This is a genomic window from Rhizobium sp. 10N427 (assembly GCF_056394605.1).
The window spans coordinates 39659-56274 of record NZ_JBFTID010000022.1 but is presented as its reverse complement, the minus strand read 5'-3'; the positions used below and the strand labels follow the sequence as shown (position 1 = coordinate 56274).

Sequence of the window (16616 nt, the reverse complement as noted above, 5' to 3'; positions counted from 1 at the left end):
TTCTGCTGGAATGACTGTCCGGTTGCCGCGATGGAAGGAAATAGGCGCACATTGAACTGTGCCGTCTAGGGAAGGGTCGATAGATGTTTGGCGCCAGAAAGGCCGTAACGGCATTGTTTGCAGGCGCTGCGATGTGCATCGCAGCGGCAGCCTACCAGCCCGCTTTTGCAGCGAGCGAAGTCAAGGCCGTCGTCAACGGGACGGCAATCACCAGCGGCGACGTCGCCAAGCGCGTCGCGTTTCTGAAGCTACAGCACCAAAAAGCCGACACGAAGGCCGCCGAAGAGTCACTGGTCGAGGAAACACTCAAGCGCCAGGAAGTCGCACGTGTCCGCATGTCCGTCTCAAAGGATGAGGTCGACGCGTCTTTCACCCGTTTCGCCCAAGGCAATAAGCTGACGGTAGCGCAGTTGACGGAGATTCTCACCAGGGCCGGCGTCGGTGTTGACCATTTCAAGCAGTTTATCGCTGTGCAGATGAGTTGGCCGCGTGTTGTCAACGCGCGCTACGGCTCTTCGGCCCGCATGTCGAGCAGTGATCTCGTGTCGCGCATGATGGACAACAACAAGCAGAAGCCTGAAACCACAGAATACATGCTGCAGCAGGTGATCTTCGTCGTCCCGCCGGCAAAAAAGGGGATCATGGCGAAACGCAAGAGCGAGGCGGATGCGTCGCGCGCCAAGTATCCGGGCTGCGATCAGGCCAAGGTCTTTGCAGCCACAATGCGTGACGTTTCCGTGCGCGATCTCGGCCGCATGCTGGCACCGCAACTGCCGGCTGACTGGAAGCCGCTCATCGAGCAGGCGAAGGGCAACACGACCACAACACGCGTCACCGAGAAGGGCGTCGAGTATCTGGCGATCTGCAGCCAGCGTCAGGTGTCTGATGATACCGCTGCCGAAATGGTGTTCCGCCAGGAAGATCTCGACAAGGCGAAGTCCAACAAGGAATCGCCGACCGACGAGAACGCCAAGAAGTATCTCGACGAACTGCGCTCGAAGGCGCAGATCATCTATCGCTGACACCATGACAGTCCCGTTCTCGCGACCATTGGCGCTGACGCAGGGTGATCCGGCTGGTGTCGGCCCCGATATCACGCTGATGGCGTGGCTGCGCCGCCGCGAACTCGGCCTTGCGCCGTTCTTCTTCATCGGCGATCCAGATGTGCTTGCAGTCCGTGCACGGCAGCTTGATCTGACTGTGCCTGTCCGCCATGCCGATGCCGCGTCAGCGGCTGAGATATTCGCCGATGCGCTACCGGTGCTTCCGATCCCTGCCGGTGTCGAAGTTGCTGCGGGTGAGCCGCATGTTTCCACGGCCGCCGGAACGATCGCGGCGATCGAGACCGCCGTTTCGCTGACCCAAAAAGGCGAGGCGCTCGGTGTCGTCACCAATCCTATCGCGAAGTCGGTTCTCTACGAAGCAGGCTTCAAGTTTCCCGGGCATACCGAGTTCCTGGCCGATCTCGCCGCACGCGCGACCGGAAAGCCTCTCACGCCCGTCATGATGCTCGCCGGACCGAAACTGCGCGCCATTCCCGTCACCATCCATATTCCAATCAAGGATGTGGCCCACGCGCTCACTGGCGAATTGATCGCTGAAACCTGCCGCATCGCCCATGCCGATCTCAGAGACCGCTTCGGCATAGCGCAGCCGCGTCTTGCCGTCGCTGGGCTTAATCCGCATGCTGGCGAAAGCGGGCTGATGGGGCGCGAGGACGAGGACATCATCCATCCGGCCATCCAGCAGCTGCGTTCGGAGGGCATCGACGCCATCGGCCCCCTGCCCGCCGATACGATGTTCCACGATGAGGCACGCGCCCGCTATGACGTCGCCATCTGCATGTATCACGATCAAGCGCTGATCCCGGCCAAGGCGCTCGGCTTCGACGATTCCGTCAACGTGACGCTCGGCCTCCCCTTCGTGCGCACCTCGCCGGATCACGGCACTGCTTTTGGCCTCGCCGGCACGGGTATCGCCCGTGAGCACAGCCTCGTGGCAGCGCTGAAGCTCGCTGCACAGCTCGGGCGCAATGCCGAGAGCCATCGCTGATGGCCGCACTCGACGGCTTGCCGCCGCTGCGCGACGTTATCCAGCGTCACGGGCTCGATGCCCGCAAGGCGCTCGGCCAGAATTTCCTACTCGATCTGAACCTGACACAGAAGGTTGCCCGCACCGCCGGCAACCTTGAGAATGCGACCGTCTTTGAGGTCGGCCCCGGCCCCGGCGGCCTAACGCGGGCGATCCTGGCGCTCGGCGCCAAGAAAGTGATCGCCGTCGAGCGTGATCCCCGCTGCCTTCCCGCTCTTGCGGAGATCGCCGATCATTATCCAGGACGGCTCGAGGTCATGGAAGGCGATGCGTTGAAGACCGATTTCGAGGGCATGGCGCCTGAAGGTCCGGTCAAGATCATCGCCAACCTGCCCTACAATGTCGGTACCCAGCTACTGGTGAACTGGCTGCTGCCGAGAGAATGGCCACCGTTCTGGCAATCGCTGACGCTGATGTTCCAGAAGGAAGTCGGCGAGCGGATCGTCGCGACCGAAGACGACGATCATTACGGTCGCCTTGGGGTGCTCGCGGGCTGGCGAACGCAGGCGCACATGGCCTTCGACATCTCGCCGCAGGCCTTCACGCCGCCGCCGAAGGTGACGTCGACCGTCGTGCATCTGACGCCTCGCGAAAATCCGATCCCCTGCTCCGTCGCCAATCTGGAGCGCGTCACGCATGCTGCCTTCGGCCAGCGCCGCAAGATGCTGCGCCAGAGCTTGAAGCCGATTGGCGGAGAGGCATTGCTGGCCAAGGCCGGCATCGATCCGCAGCGGCGGGCGGAGACGCTTTCGGTGGATGAGTTTTGTTTGTTGGCGAATAGCCTGTAAGGGGACTTTCTACGCCGTCCCCTCATCCTTGTGCCCTTAGGGCTGCGCCCACGGGACATCACAGGGATCCAGTGCGCCCAAGTCCTTGGGCGCAGAAGACACTTCTTCAAACTGGAAATGAGTCATTCACCGCGCAGACGCGCGGTGGCTGGATTCCTGTGACGAGCACAGGAATGAGGGAGGGAATCGGGCATGCCGTCGAAACCGGCGCTCCAGTCGACCTCAGAGAACCGGCGTCTCTTCCAGCAGCTTGGTGACGAAATCGAAGACGCCGTGGCCGCGGTCGCGGCGGAGACGCTCGGCCTTGACGATCGACTGCACGGAATCGAAAGCTTTCTCGAGATCATCGTTGACGATCACATAGTCGTATTCGCGCCAGTGGCCGATTTCGGCGCGGGAATTGGCCAGCCGCTGAGCGATGACTTCTTCGGAATCTTCCGCACGGCGGTGCAGACGGGACTGCAGCTCGGTCATGGTCGGCGGCAGGACGAAGATCGAGACGACGTCGGCCGACATCTTCTCCTGCAGTTGCTGGGCACCCTGCCAGTCGATGTCGAAGAGCATGTCGCGGCCCTCGCCCATCGCCTTTTCGACAGGCTGGCGCGGGGTGCCGTAGAAATTGCCGTGGACCTCGGCCCATTCGAGCAGCGAATCGGAATCGCGCAGCACCTCGAATTCGCGGATGCTGACGAAGCGATAGTGGATGCCCTCGACCTCGCTCGGGCGGCGCTGGCGCGTGGTGACGCTGACCGACAGACCGATCTGGCTATCCTGCGCCAGGAGCGTGCGGGCAATCGTCGATTTACCGGCGCCTGACGGCGACGAGATGACAAGCATCAGGCCGCGGCGTGCGATCTGAATGGGCGACGTTTTCGTCGGTTGCATGGATCACTCCAGATTCTGGACCTGTTCGCGGAACTGGTCGATGACGACTTTCAGTTCAATGCCGGCGGCGGTCACCGCCGAAGCATTCGATTTCGAACAGATCGTATTCGATTCCCGGTTAAATTCCTGTGCAAGGAAATCCAGCTTGCGGCCGACAGGGCCACCTTTTGCCAGCAATTCGCGGGCAGCGGCGACATGCGCCTTCAGCCGGTCGATTTCCTCGCGAAGATCGGCTCGCGTCGCCAGCAGTGCGGCTTCAGCGTGAAGCCGGTCGCGGTCGAATGCGGCTGAACTCTCCAGCAGCAGGGAGACCTGCGCCTTCAGCCGCTCGGCGATTTCCTGCGGCGAGCGCGACGGATCGCTCTCGATAGTCCTGGTCAGTGTCTCGATGGTCGAGACATGATCAAGAAGGATGCGCGACAGCGCCGCGCCTTCGTGCTCGCGCATGAGCTTCAGATCGGCAAGGGCGGCAATGAGGCCGTTCATCACCTCAGCGTCGCGCGCCGCAACCGCTTCTTCGCTGTCTTCGGTTTCGCGGAACTCCACGAGACCGCGGATCGACAGCAGCGTATCGAGCTTCAGTGGCGCCGGATCGATGATGCCGGCCAGCTGATCGCGCATCGCCAGGACGGTCGCCAGCGCTTCCTGATTTAGGACGGTTTCGAAGCGGTTCTCACCGGCCGAGACGGAAAGGTTGGCCTGCATGTTGCCGCGGCTGAAGGCCTCGCCCGTCATGCGGCGAACATCCACCTCCATGCGCTCGAGGCCAGGCGGCAGGCGCAGGCGCAGGTCGAGGCCCTTGCCGTTGACGGACCGCAGCTCCCATGCCCAGCGCCAGCGGCCGCTCGTTCCCTCACGCCGCGCAAAACCGGTCATGGATTGCAAAGCCATCCGAATCTCCGAAATCAGTTGGTTTTCTTTTTCTTCTGGGCGGCAGGCGCATCCGCCTGTGCTTCGGGCTGACCGTCGACGGCGATGTTCGGGTCGGCGCCCTTGTCAGACTCCAGCTTGCGCCAGCGCTTGACGTTGGAATTGTGCTCGTCGAGCGTTGCTGCAAAGACGTGACCGCCTGTGCCGTCCGCGACGAAATAGAGATCCTCGGTCTTCCACGGGTTGGCGACAGCTTCGAGCGCATCACGGCCCGGATTGGCGATCGGCGACGGCGGCAGGCCCTTGATGATGTAGGTGTTGAAGGGCGTGTCCTTCTTCAGGTCCGACTGGTAGATCGGCCGGTCGGCCGGCTTTCCATCGCCGCCGAAGAGACCGTAGATGATCGTCGGATCGGACTGCAGGCGCATGCCCTTGCCGAGACGGTTGAGGAAGACGGAGGCGACATGGGCGCGCTCATCCGGCACGCCGGTTTCCTTCTCGACGATCGAGGCGAGCGTCACCATCTCTTCCTTGGACTTCAGCTGCACCGAGGGATCGCGCTTGTCCCAGATCTGGTCGAGCAGCTTCGTCTGCGCCGCTGCCATCTGATCGACGATCTCGCTGCGCTTGGTGCCGCGGGAGAACTTGTAGGTATCGGGGCGCAGGCTGCCTTCGGCCGGCAGCACGGTCGGCAGCTCGCCTTCCAGCACCTGGTCGTCATTCATGCGGTTGAACATCTGGCGGACGGTCAGGCCTTCGGGGAAGGAGATCGAATAGAGGATCGACTTGCCAGACTTCAGAAGCTCCATGATGTCGTTCATGGAGGCCTTGGCCTTGATCTCGTATTCACCGGCCTTCAGGCTCTCGCCCTCGTTCAGATGGGTCGCCGTCAGATAGCGGAAGATACGGGCGTCGGAGATGATGTTGTTACGCTCGAGGTTGCTCGAGATCTCGGAGAGACCGGCGCCGCTGCGAACAATGAAATTGGTGTTGGTTTCCAGAGGACCGGGATCCTGGTAGCTCGAGATCGCGTAATAGAACGCGAAGACGGCCGCCGCGCAGCCGAGCACCACGATGGTCATGACGAAATTCAGGAAGATGACGACCTGGCTGCGGGCCTTCTTGGAGCGCTTCGGCGGCTCGGGAACGCGTTCCGGGCGCAGCGCTTCAGTCGGCGATTTCGGAATGATCCGGCCGTTCTGCGCCTGCTGGTCGCCCTGACCCGGCGTTTCGTTCCCTTGGTTCGTGTCGCTCACCCGGCAATCCTCTATATTTGGCCCCGTCTGCTTTTTAAGAAGCAATACGGCAAAAAACAGGTGGGCCGTCTCCACAAGGGGCCGGCCCTGCCTTCGTGCTGTGCCAAAAAGCGCCGTTACGCGCTGTAGCGGCGCAGAACCAGCGATGCATTGGTACCGCCGAATCCGAAGGAATTCGACAGTGCCACATTGATTTCCCGCTGACGAGCCTTGTGCGGCACGAGGTCGATCGCCGTTTCCCGCTCCGGGTTGTCGAGATTGAGCGTCGGCGGCGCGACGTTGTCACGGATCGAAAGTGTCGCGAAGATCGCCTCGATGGCGCCGGCAGCGCCCAGCAGATGGCCGGTCGCCGACTTGGTCGAGGACATCGAGATCTTCGACGCGGCATTGCCGACGAGCCGTTCGACAGCGCCGAGCTCGATCGTATCGGCCATGGTCGAGGTGCCGTGGGCGTTGATGTAATCGACATCGGCAGGCGTCAGGCCGGCGCGCTTCAGCGCCATGGTCATGCAGCGCTGTGCGCCCTCGCCGTCTTCCGACGGTGCGGTGATGTGATAGGCGTCGCCGGAGAGGCCGTAGCCGACGACTTCGGCATAGATCTTGGCGCCGCGCGCGAGCGCATGCTCGAGCTCTTCGAGAACGACGATGCCAGCGCCTTCGCCCATGACGAAGCCGTCACGGTCCTTGTCGTAAGGGCGCGATGCCTTGGTGGGGCTCTCGTTGTGCTGCGTGGACAGCGCCTTGCAGGCGGCAAAGCCCGCCAGCGAGATGCGGCTAACAGGCGATTCCGTACCGCCGGCAACCATGACATCGGCATCGCCGAATGCGATCAGACGGGCAGCATCGCCGATGGCGTGCGCGCCGGTCGAGCAGGCGGTGACAACGGAGTGGTTCGGGCCGCGCAGCTTGTGGCGGATGGAAACCTGGCCGGACACGAGATTGATCAGACGGCCGGGAATGAAGAAGGGCGAAATGCGGCGCGGACCCTTGTCGCGCAGCGTGTAGCCGGCTTCGACAATGCCTTCGATGCCACCGATGCCGGAGCCGATCAGAACGCCGGTGGCGATCTGGTCTTCGTCGGTCTGCGGATGCCAGTTGGCATCCTTGAGCGCCATGTCGGCGGCCGCCATGCCGTAGATGATGAAGGGATCGACCTTGCGCTGCTCCTTCGGCTCCATCCACTCATCGACGTTGAATGTTCCGTTGGTGCCGTCGCCGACAGGAATGCGGCAGGCGATCTTGGCGGGAAGGTCTTCGACCTCGAATTCGGTCACCAGGCGGGCACCATTTTGACCTTCGAGCAGGCGCTTCCAGGTAATTTCAGTTCCGCATCCCAAGGGTGATACCATGCCGGTACCGGTGATAACGACCCGTCTCATCGAGTGCCCCCGCCTATCGTCTTTCTTTGAGTTGGGCCTAGCCCCAAATAAAAAGGGCGGACTCGTGGCCCGCCCTTTGAAAATCGCTCAGGATTAAGCCTGGGCCTTCTCGATGAACTTGACTGCATCGCCGACCGTCAGGATCGAGTCAGCTGCGTCGTCAGGAATTTCAACGCCGAATTCTTCTTCGAATGCCATGACCAGTTCGACGGTGTCGAGCGAGTCAGCGCCCAGATCGTCGATAAAGCTTGCGCCTTCGACAACCTTGTCGGCATCGACGCCAAGATGATCAATAACAATTTTCTTTACGCGTTCTGCGATATCGCTCATGTCGGTTTCCTCGACCTTATGTCCTGATCAGAGTGCCTTCTGGCACCCCTACCCTGTTTTCAGCCTACCGCGCCTTCTCGACGCGTTCAGCAAACTCGTTGGCCCGGCTTGCGGTGTCCCTGGCTGGCTGAAAGCCTGCCGGTTCGCCTTGTTTCCCGGGACGACTGTTCACAGTCATTGGCCCGCTTAACATGGTTTATGTCTGCCGCAAAGCCAGAAAATCAACCCCGCCAGATTGGTCAACACGCTATTGACGTGAAAATCGCCGAGAGGGGCGGTTTCCCGTTTCAGATCATGGCCATGCCGCCGTTTACGTGCAGCGTCTGGCCCGTCATGTAGCCCGCTTCGTTGGATGCGAGATAGGCGACCGCGGATGCCACTTCGGCCCCCGTGCCCATGCGCTTCATCGGGATCGCGCCCATGATCGCGTCCTTCTGCTTGTCGTTCAGCTTACCGGTCATGGCGCTTTCGATGAAGCCCGGCGCAACGCAGTTGACGGTGACGTTGCGGGTGGCGATTTCCTGCGCCAGCGACTTGGTAAAGCCGACCATGCCGGCCTTGGAGGCGCAGTAGTTGGCCTGGCCCGGATTGCCGGTCACGCCCACGATCGAGGTGATGTTGATGATGCGGCCGAAGCGGCGGCGCATCATCGGATGCGTCAGCTCGCGGGTCAGCAGGAAGGTCGAAGTCAGGTTGACCTGGATGACGCTGTCCCAGTCCTCATCGCTCATGCGCACGAAGAGACCGTCCTTGGTGATGCCGGCATTGTTGACCAGGATATCGACGCCGCCAAGCTCCTCTTCCGCCTTGGCGCCGAGTGCCTTGACTTCGTCGCGGTTCGACAGGTTCGCCGGGAAGATCTTGACCCGATCGCCGAGATCGGCTGCCAGCGCTTCCAGCTTCTCGACGCGCGTGCCGTGCAGACCGACGATGGCGCCCTGCTTGTGAAGGAGGCGGGCGATTTCCTCGCCGATGCCGCCGGATGCGCCTGTGACGAGAGCCTTGCGGCCGGTAAGATCGAGCATGGGGGCGTTCCTTATGTCTGGTGGGGCCGATCAGGCCATGAGGGCGGCGATGGCCGCGTCGATATCGGCGGCCGTGTTGACTGCGATGCCATTGACCGTCTTGTCGATGCGGCGCGCCAGACCCGTCAGCACCTTGCCGGAGCCGAGTTCATAGAGCGTCGTGACATTGTTGGCGGCAAACCATTCCACCGTTTCGCGCCAACGGACCTGGCCAGTGACCTGCTCGACCAGCAGCTTGGCGATCTCATCGGCATTGGTGACCGGTGCTGCGCGCACATTGGCGATAACAGGCACAATAGGATCGGACTTCGAAACGCCGGCAAGCGCCTCGCGCATGGCATCAGCAGCAGGTGCCATCAGCGTCGAATGGAAGGGAGCAGAGACCGGCAGCAGGATGGCGCGCTTGGCGCCCTTTTCGGTGGCAAGCGCTGCCGCCTTTTCGACGGGCGCCTTCTCACCTGAAATCACCAGCTGGCCACCGCCATTGTCGTTGGCGATCTGCACCGAACCGAGGGCCGAGGCTTCTTCGCAAACGGCGATCACATCGGCATGTTCGAGGCCGATGATCGCCGCCATGGCGCCGACGCCGACGGGCACGGCTGCCTGCATGGCGTTGCCGCGGATGCGCAGCAGGCGCGCGGTATCGGCCAGCGAGAACGTGCCAGCGGCACAGAGAGCGGAATATTCGCCGAGCGAGTGACCGGCGACATAGGAAACCTTCGACTTGAGATCGAGGCCCTTGGCCTGCAGCACGCGGATCACAGCCATGGAGACGGCCATCAGCGCCGGCTGGGCGTTTGCCGTCAGCGTCAGCGTCTCTTCGGGACCTTCGAACATGATGGACGACAGCTTCTCGCCGAGCGCCTCGTCGACTTCATCGAATACCGCACGGGCTTCGGCGAAGTTTTCGGCAAGCTCCTTGCCCATGCCGACAGCCTGGCTGCCTTGGCCCGGAAATGTAAAAGCGACCGTCATTTCAATATCCCTATTATGTCATTTGGGCGATTTCGCCTCCAATTGACGTTCTTTCCTGAGGAGTCAATAGCCCGTCCGCGGTCTCCAGAGCCTTTTGCAGGTGCGAGAAACCGGGCTTTTTGCACTTGCGCTCGCTCAATTCCCGCCTAAATTTGCGCCGCCCTCCCGTAGAGTATCCCCCTCTCACTGCTTTCAAGGTTTTCCGATGAAGTTCAATACATTAGGCCGTACCGGCATTTCCGTCTCGCAAATCTGCCTGGGCACCATGACCTGGGGCACGCAGAACAGCGAAGAAGAAGCTCATGAGCAGATGAATTACGCTGTCGAAAAAGGCGTAAACTTCTTCGATACGGCCGAACTCTACCCGACGACGCCGCTTTCGGCCGAAACATACGGTCACACCGAGCAGTTTATCGGCAGCTGGTTCGAAAAGACCGGCAAGCGCAAGGACGTGGTTCTCGCCACCAAGGTTGCCGGTCATGGCCGCTCCTATATCCGCGGCGGCGAAGGTGCCGATGCCAAGAACATGACGCTCGCCGTCGAAGCGAGCCTCAAGCGGCTGAAGACCGACTATATCGACCTCTACCAGATCCACTGGCCGAACCGCGGCCATTTCCACTTCCGCCAGAACTGGCACTACGATCCCTTCAAGCAGGACCGCGCCAAGGCTGCCGCCAATATTCTGGAGATTCTGGAGACGGCGGGCACATTGGTGAAGGACGGCAAGGTGCGCGCCATCGGCCTTTCCAACGAGACGACCTGGGGTATCCAGAAATATCTGACGCTATCGGAGCAGAATGGCCTGCCGCGCGTCGCCAGCGTCCAGAACGAATACAACCTGCTCTATCGCCATTTCGATCTGGATCTGGCCGAGTTGTCGCATCATGAGGATGTCGGCCTGCTCGCCTATTCGCCGCTCGCCGCCGGCATTCTTTCCGGCAAGTACCAGAACGGCGAAAAGCCCGCGGGATCACGCGCCTCGATCAACGGCGACCTCGGCGGCCGGCTGCAGCCGCTGCAGGAAGCGCCGACCAGGGCCTATCTGGAGATCGCCGCCAAGCACGGCCTCGACCCGTCGGCCATGGCACTCGCCTTCTGCCTCACCCGCCGCTTCATGGCCTCGGTTATCATCGGCGCGACGACGATGGATCAGCTGAAGACCGATATAGGCGCCACCGACGTGAAGCTCTCGCATGAGGTGTTGGACGAGATCGAGAAAGTGCACCGGCGGTATCCGATGCCGCTGTAAAACGAACCCTAGGTTATCGCAGATCGATCCCCTTATGCGGCTTTCTGTGTTCTGCGATAACCTGCTCAAGATCGATATCGTCCTCACCAGGACTTGCAAGGCGCCTATAAAATTGCTCAGCGGGCTCCCGCGGAGGCATGTCATTACCCTGATTGCTTTTGCCGTATTCGGAGTTCTTCGTCTCGTTCAAGAGCGCCTCCTCTGCAATGCCCTTCGGATAGATATAGCACAGCCTGTCCATCGGCCCTTGCCTTCTCCCGAAAAACCCGTATAAGCGCCCCTGTTCGCAAACCCGGTCTTCTGGCTGGTGGCTGAACGGAGGGCCGGTTTCCGCGAGGGAATCGTCGGAACGGAAGCGTTCCAGCCTCCCGTGTCTCCGCTCTCGACCGTCTCGGAAACGCTTTTCTTGCCTGGGTTCGCCCATCAGGAGCAGTCGTTGAGGCTTAGCCGCCGAAGTTCGGGTTGAAACAAACGCAAGAAAGGCAAAGCTGTCATGGCTCTTTATGAACATGTATTCCTTGCCCGGCAGGATATTTCCGCTCAGCAGGTTGATGCCCTCGTAGAACAGTACAAGGGTGTCCTCGAAGCTAACGGTGGTAAAGTCGGGCGCGTCGAAAACTGGGGCCTCAAGTCCCTGACCTACCGCATCAAGAAGAACCGCAAGGCTCACTACGTTCTCGTCGACATCGACGCCCCGGCTGCTGCCGTGCAGGAAATGGAACGTCAGATGCGCATCAGCGAAGACGTCCTGCGCTACATGACGATCGCTGTTGAAAAGCACGAAGAAGGCCCGTCTGCCATGATGCAGAAGCGCGACCGCGACGACCGTGGCCCGCGTGAAGGCGGCGACCGTGGCCCGCGCCGCGACTTCGGCGACCGTCCGCCGCGCCGTGACGGCGACTTCCAGCGTGGCCCGCGTCCGGACCGCGCTCCCCGCGAAGACCGCGCTTAAGGAGATCTGATAATGTCTGAAGCTTCCTCCGCACCGGTTCGTCGCCCGTTCCACCGTCGTCGCAAGACTTGCCCCTTCTCTGGTGCAAACGCTCCGCGCATCGACTACAAGGACGTTCGTCTCCTGCAGCGCTACATTTCCGAGCGCGGTAAGATCGTTCCTTCCCGTATCACGGCTGTTTCCCAGAAGAAGCAGCGCGAACTCGCTCAGGCGATCAAGCGCGCCCGCTTCCTCGGCCTGCTGCCGTACGTCGTCGCCTAATCGGCTGACGAGACCAAATCGAGGGAAGGCAGAAATGCCTTCCCTTCTCCCTTTCGCGATGGGCGCGGATCGGAACTCTTAAAACCCATGTTGAGGTCTTTCTGAAACAGATTCAGAAAAATCCCTCTAACTGCTTGATAAAGCAGGACAGCGATCGTGAACAAACTGAACTCTAAAACGCTATTGATCGGCGCTCTGGCCGGTTTGACCGCCGCACTTCTGGTGCTCGGCGCGAGCGTTCAATTGTCGTTCAGCGCCGTGCTTTACGCGGCTTCCGCGCTCCCCATTCTTCTCGTCGGCCTCGGCTGGGGCAATGCCGCCGCCATCTCCGCCGTCGTGACTGCCGGTGTTCTCGGCGCCGCCGCCATCTCGCCGACCTTCGCGCTGATGATGACGCTGGTGACGCTGCTGCCCGCCGGCTGGATCAGCCACCTCGCCAATCTGGCGCGTCCGGCTTCCGAACTCGGCGGCCCCGACAATCTGATGGCCTGGTACCCGCTCTCCGACATCCTGCTGCATCTCTGCGGCCTGGTGACGCTTGCGGTCATCGTCACCGGCTTCATGATCGGCTACGGCCCGGATCTCGTCAGCCAGATGGTCGACACGCTGTTCACCTCCTTTGCCCAGCAGCAGCCGGAGCTGAACATCGACGCGGCCGCCGCTGCGCAGACCAAGTCGCTGCTGGTGCTGATGCTGCCTGCCATCCAGGGATCGATGTGGTTGGTTCTGCTGTTTGCGGCCTATTATATCGCCACGCGGATCGTGAATGCTTCCGGCCGCGCGCTTCGTCCGCGCGAGGACATTCCGTCGGCGCTGCGCATGAACCGCAATTCGATCTTTATCTTCCTCGCCGGTCTGGCCGCCACTTTCTTCGGCGGCGTTCCGGCAATGATCGGAGCAACCGTCGTCGGCACGTTCGGCGCGGGCTTCCTGCTCTCCGGCTTCGCCTCGCTGCATTTCCGCACGCGCGGCAAGGACTGGCGCCTGCCGGCGCTGATCCTCTGCTACCTGGCATCGCTTCTCCTGATGCTGCCAGCCTTTTTCATCCTGGTCGTTGGTCTGTCCGATACGCGCAAAGCGATCGCTCTGACCCCCAACAAGGATGGTGATGCCCCTAAACCAACAGATTCGAACATCTAAGAAAGGAACTCTAACATGGACGTCATTCTTCTCGAACGCATCTCCAAGCTCGGCCAGATGGGCGAAACCGTAAAGGTTCGCGACGGCTTTGCCCGTAACTACCTGCTGCCGCTCGGCAAGGCGCTGCGCGCCAACGAAGCCAACCGCAGGCGTTTCGAAGCCGAGCGTGCAACGCTCGAAGCCCGTAACCTCGAGCGCAAGTCGGAAGCCCAGAAGGTTGCCGACGTTCTCGACGGCAAATCCTTCATCGTCGTCCGTTCGGCTGGCGAAACCGGCCAGATGTACGGCTCGGTCGCTGCCCGCGACGTCGTCGAAATCCTGGCTGCCGAAGGCTTCAACATCGGCCGTAATCAGGTTCACCTGAACACGCCGATCAAGGCAATCGGCCTGCACAAGGTTGCGATCCAGCTTCACGCCGAAGTCGAAATCCACGTCGAACTCAACGTTGCCCGTTCTGCCGAAGAAGCCGAACGCCAGCTCAAGGGCGAGACCCTGACCTCGGTTGACGCGATCTACGGCGTTGACGAAGACGCACTGCGTCCGGAAGACTTCTTCGATCCGGAAGCTGACGGCGTTGACGAAGACGAAGCATAAGCTTCGCATTCATCTGCTGATACGGAAAGCCCGGCCTTGCGCCGGGCTTTTTCGTTACTCGTTCTCCGCAACACTCTTCAGCGGTGCGGCGCTCTTGTCGATGCGCACCTCCACCGAGAGGCCGGGTGCCAGATCCTTTGCCAGCTCCTGGCCGGGGTCGATGCTGATGCGGACGCCGACGCGCTGGGCAACCTTGGTGAAATTGCCGGTGGCGTTGTCCGGCTTGATGACGGCGAATTCGGAACCGGCTGCCGGCGAGAAGCGCTCGACGCGGCCGGTCAGGCGGTGGTGGCCGAGTGCATCAACCGAGACGGATACCGGCTGGCCGACCTGCATGCCATCGAGCTGGGTTTCCTTGAAATTGGCGATCACCCAGACATCTTCGGGGACAACCGCCATCAGCTGCGTGCCTGACGTCACGTACTGGCCGATACGCACGCCGACCTCTCCGAGATGGCCATCTCGCGGCGCAACGATCGACGTGTTCTGCAGGTCGATCTCGGCGAGCTGCACCGCTGCCTCGGCGCCCGCGACATTGGCTTCCAGAGACGCGCGGTTGACGATGATCGTCGCCAGGCTCTGCCTGGAGACTTCGAGGGCCGCCTGCGCCTGATTGAGCGCAGCCTTCGCCTGATCGAGGGTTGCCTGGGCGGCTTCGGATTCGCTGGCCGAGGCGATGCCGCGATTGCTGAGATTGTCGACGCGATCCCAGGCGAGCTGAGCGCGTTTCAGCGCCGCGTTGGCGCTGTCGATCTGCGCCTGGCTGGAGGCAATGGTGGCTTGCGCGGAGAGCTCCTGCTGGTGCGAATTGGCGAGCGAGGCCTTCTGGCCGTCGAGTGCGGCGCGCGATTGGGCCAGCTTCTGCGCATAGATGCGGTCATCGATCTTGGCGAGGACCTGTCCTTGCTTGACGTGCTCGTAATCCTTGACCGGGACGTCGACGACATAGCCGCTGACCTGCGGGCTCATCAGCGTGACGTAGCCACGGACATAGGCATTGTCCGTCGTCTCCACCGAGGTGACGAAGGGCGGCAGGCGCCAGGCATAGAGCACCAGCAGAATACCGGCGGCGCCGGCGATCAGCACGACCAGCGAGGTGGGCGAGCGGAGGGACTTGAACATGCGGACGGGGCCTCTGGCTCAGGATTGCGCAAGGGCTGCCTCCGGCCCGTTCTGCCGGGGCCGGCGCTTCCATGCGAGATGAAGAAGAAGGACGACGAGACCTGCCAGGCAGGACAGGAAGATCATGTAGAAGGCGTCGTTATAGGCAAGGACATAGGCCTCCCTCGTTACCTGCTGGCCAAGCAGCGAGAGGCCTTCGGCATTCAGCAGCGTCTTGTCGGTGATGACCTTGCCGTATGCCGCCGAAAGCTGTGACACCCGCTGGGCGACGATCGGATCGGTGAGCAGGATATGCTCGACGAGAACGTTCGAATGAAACTTCTCGCGGATAACCACGAAGGTGCCGAGCACCGATGAAGCAAAGAGCGAGCCGATCGACTGGGTGAACAGGAAGATCACCAGGAAGTTGACGATATAGGGCATGCCCTTAGCGAGCACGGCGGCAAAGCCCTTGGACATCACCGGCGGCAGGAACATCGCGGCACCGGCGGCGACCATCGCCTGGCTCAGATACATTTCCGGCGGGCGTGTCAGGCTGGTCGACTGGCTGTCGATATAGGCACCAGCTGCAATCAGGATCAGCGCCAGCACATGGGCGGTCTCGACATAGCGCGTCACCATCAGATAGGCGCAGAAGAGCCCGCCTGCGAGCGAAGACAAGAGGATGATCCCGTAGAGGTGGATCGTCTGGTCGTTGAGCAGGCCGAGCTGCTGATAAAAATTGGCGGCCGTCGTCGATTGCTCCGAGGAGACGAAGCGGAAGAGCAGTAGCAGGCCGGCCATGCGCAGGTTCGGGCCTGACAGAACCCAACGCAGATCGATCATCGGATTGGCGCGCGGCAGCTCGATCAGGAACATCAGCGTGAGGGCGCCGATCGAAACAGCCAGCACGACGCCGAGCCAGGGTACTTCGAACCACCAGTAGAGCCGCCCGAGCGTGAGCACGACGGCGAGGCAGCCGAAGCTTAAGGCGAGCAGCAGATAGCTCAGGATGTCGAGCCGCTGAATGACATTGGCGCGCGGCGGCGCCGTCAGCGGCAGTAGGTAGATGACCGGCAGCGCAATCAGCGCCAATCCCATCTCGAACGTGTAGAGCGCGCTGTAACCGCCGAGATCGAGCAGCGAGGGAGAGATGATGCGGGCTATCGGCGCAGCAAACAGCGTGTTCATCAAGGCAAGGCTAAGCCCCACCGAAAGCTTCTTCTCCGGCGGGAAGGCTTCCAGCATATAGAGGAAGCCGAGCGTCGAGAGCGGAGCGGCCGCCATGCCGCTGATAGCGCGCACGACGATTGCCGAATGCAGATCGGTGATCAGCAGGTTCATCATCGAGGCGAAGAGGAAGCATATGATGCTGAATTCCGCGAAGCGCCGCAGGCCATATTGCGTGCGGATCTTGAAGAGCGCGATGGCGAGGCTGGCATAGGGCGCCATATAGGCGGCCGAGAGCCAGGACACTTCGATCGTGGTCGCCGAGAAGGAGCCCTGCAGCTGATAGATATTGGCCGTCAGCAGGTTCATCCCCAACCCCTGGGTCAGGAAGAACAGCACCGAGGAGGCCATGTAGAGCGGCACCTTCCAGCGGGCCAGCGGCGCCGGCAGGACAGGCGCTGCGGGCGGCGGCATAACGGCCTCTTCCTCGCCCTTGCGGGCGGGCCCAGCATTGTCGTTGATTGTCTCGGCGAGGCTCATGCGAGCATCC

At 61.7% G+C, this 16616-nt stretch carries 18 protein-coding genes; 8 read left to right on the top strand and 10 right to left on the bottom strand.

The features are described 5' to 3' along the window. Nucleotides 1–83: 83 nt before the first annotated feature. From AC1DIJ_RS28820 to rsmA, 3 genes are read left to right on the top strand one after another with little or no spacing between them, the layout of a single operon-like run. Entirely contained in the window at nucleotides 84–1022 is a 939-nt protein-coding gene (locus tag AC1DIJ_RS28820) for a SurA N-terminal domain-containing protein (protein ID WP_112390870.1), read from the top strand. Nucleotides 1023–1026: 4 nt separating this feature from the next. Continuing rightward, entirely contained in the window at nucleotides 1027–2052 is a 1026-nt protein-coding gene (pdxA, locus tag AC1DIJ_RS28815) for a 4-hydroxythreonine-4-phosphate dehydrogenase PdxA (protein WP_112390869.1), read from the top strand. Next, on the top strand, nucleotides 2052–2879 hold the full coding sequence (gene rsmA / locus AC1DIJ_RS28810; protein ID WP_112390868.1) for a 16S rRNA (adenine(1518)-N(6)/adenine(1519)-N(6))-dimethyltransferase RsmA: 828 nt from the start codon (nucleotides 2052–2054) through the stop codon (nucleotides 2877–2879). The genes pdxA and rsmA overlap by 1 nt, the downstream gene beginning before the upstream one ends. Nucleotides 2880–3101: 222 nt before the next feature. Here rsmA and gmk read toward each other — a convergent pair whose 3' ends face one another. From gmk to fabD, 7 genes are all read right to left on the bottom strand, one after another. Beyond that, nucleotides 3102–3764 (bottom strand): guanylate kinase, encoded by a 663-nt coding sequence (gene gmk, locus AC1DIJ_RS28805; protein ID WP_112390867.1) that lies wholly within the window; start codon nucleotides 3762–3764, stop codon nucleotides 3102–3104. Nucleotides 3765–3767: 3 nt separating this feature from the next. Further along, nucleotides 3768–4655: a YicC/YloC family endoribonuclease gene (locus AC1DIJ_RS28800; protein ID WP_112390866.1), complete on the bottom strand. Its 888-nt coding sequence runs from the start codon at nucleotides 4653–4655 to the stop codon at nucleotides 3768–3770. 14 nt (nucleotides 4656–4669) lie between these two features. Further along, nucleotides 4670–5890, bottom strand: a complete 1221-nt coding sequence (gene mltG / locus AC1DIJ_RS28795; RefSeq protein ID WP_112390865.1) for an endolytic transglycosylase MltG — start codon at nucleotides 5888–5890, stop codon at nucleotides 4670–4672. A 116-nt stretch (nucleotides 5891–6006) separates the two neighbouring features. Continuing rightward, nucleotides 6007–7269: a beta-ketoacyl-ACP synthase II gene (gene fabF / locus AC1DIJ_RS28790; RefSeq protein WP_112390864.1), complete on the bottom strand. Its 1263-nt coding sequence runs from the start codon at nucleotides 7267–7269 to the stop codon at nucleotides 6007–6009. A gap of 93 nt (nucleotides 7270–7362) precedes the next feature. Beyond that, nucleotides 7363–7599 carry an acyl carrier protein gene (locus tag AC1DIJ_RS28785; protein ID WP_003502080.1) on the bottom strand — a complete coding sequence of 79 codons (237 nt, stop codon included), beginning with the start codon at nucleotides 7597–7599 and terminating at the stop codon, nucleotides 7363–7365. 287 nt (nucleotides 7600–7886) lie between these two features. Then, a complete protein-coding gene (fabG, locus tag AC1DIJ_RS28780; protein WP_112390863.1) occupies nucleotides 7887–8624 on the bottom strand; it encodes a 3-oxoacyl-[acyl-carrier-protein] reductase in 738 nt (245 codons plus the stop codon). A gap of 30 nt (nucleotides 8625–8654) precedes the next feature. Beyond that, a complete protein-coding gene (fabD, locus tag AC1DIJ_RS28775) occupies nucleotides 8655–9599 on the bottom strand; it encodes an ACP S-malonyltransferase (protein WP_112390862.1) in 945 nt (314 codons plus the stop codon). Nucleotides 9600–9804: 205 nt separating this feature from the next. Here fabD and AC1DIJ_RS28770 point away from each other — a divergent pair, with 205 nt between their 5' ends. Further along, complete coding sequence (locus AC1DIJ_RS28770; protein ID WP_112390861.1) at nucleotides 9805–10848, top strand: aldo/keto reductase; 1044 nt, start codon at nucleotides 9805–9807, stop codon at nucleotides 10846–10848. Between the two features lie 13 nt (nucleotides 10849–10861). Here AC1DIJ_RS28770 and AC1DIJ_RS28765 read toward each other — a convergent pair whose 3' ends face one another. Continuing rightward, nucleotides 10862–11038, bottom strand: a complete 177-nt coding sequence (locus AC1DIJ_RS28765) for a hypothetical protein (protein ID WP_162706092.1) — start codon at nucleotides 11036–11038, stop codon at nucleotides 10862–10864. Nucleotides 11039–11341: 303 nt separating this feature from the next. Between AC1DIJ_RS28765 and rpsF the strand changes: the two genes are divergently transcribed. The 4 genes from rpsF to rplI all read left to right on the top strand — a co-directional run bounded on the left by rpsF (nucleotide 11342) and on the right by rplI (nucleotide 13795). After that, nucleotides 11342–11800, top strand: coding sequence for a 30S ribosomal protein S6 (gene rpsF / locus AC1DIJ_RS28760; RefSeq protein ID WP_112390859.1), 459 nt, complete (start codon nucleotides 11342–11344; stop codon nucleotides 11798–11800). Between the two features lie 12 nt (nucleotides 11801–11812). After that, the gene (gene rpsR / locus AC1DIJ_RS28755; protein ID WP_004680498.1) at nucleotides 11813–12061 is read left to right on the top strand and encodes a 30S ribosomal protein S18; all 249 of its coding nucleotides are present in this window, start codon (nucleotides 11813–11815) and stop codon (nucleotides 12059–12061) included. 156 nt (nucleotides 12062–12217) lie between these two features. Continuing rightward, the gene (locus AC1DIJ_RS28750; protein ID WP_112390858.1) at nucleotides 12218–13201 is read left to right on the top strand and encodes a DUF2232 domain-containing protein; all 984 of its coding nucleotides are present in this window, start codon (nucleotides 12218–12220) and stop codon (nucleotides 13199–13201) included. Between the two features lie 15 nt (nucleotides 13202–13216). Further along, nucleotides 13217–13795 (top strand): 50S ribosomal protein L9, encoded by a 579-nt coding sequence (rplI, locus tag AC1DIJ_RS28745; protein ID WP_112390857.1) that lies wholly within the window; start codon nucleotides 13217–13219, stop codon nucleotides 13793–13795. Nucleotides 13796–13849: 54 nt separating this feature from the next. Here the strand turns inward: rplI and AC1DIJ_RS28740 are convergent, their stop codons facing one another. Further along, nucleotides 13850–14917, bottom strand: a complete 1068-nt coding sequence (locus tag AC1DIJ_RS28740; protein ID WP_112390856.1) for an HlyD family secretion protein — start codon at nucleotides 14915–14917, stop codon at nucleotides 13850–13852. Between the two features lie 18 nt (nucleotides 14918–14935). After that, nucleotides 14936–16606: an MFS transporter gene (locus AC1DIJ_RS28735; RefSeq protein ID WP_112390855.1), complete on the bottom strand. Its 1671-nt coding sequence runs from the start codon at nucleotides 16604–16606 to the stop codon at nucleotides 14936–14938. Nucleotides 16607–16616 lie beyond the last annotated feature (10 nt).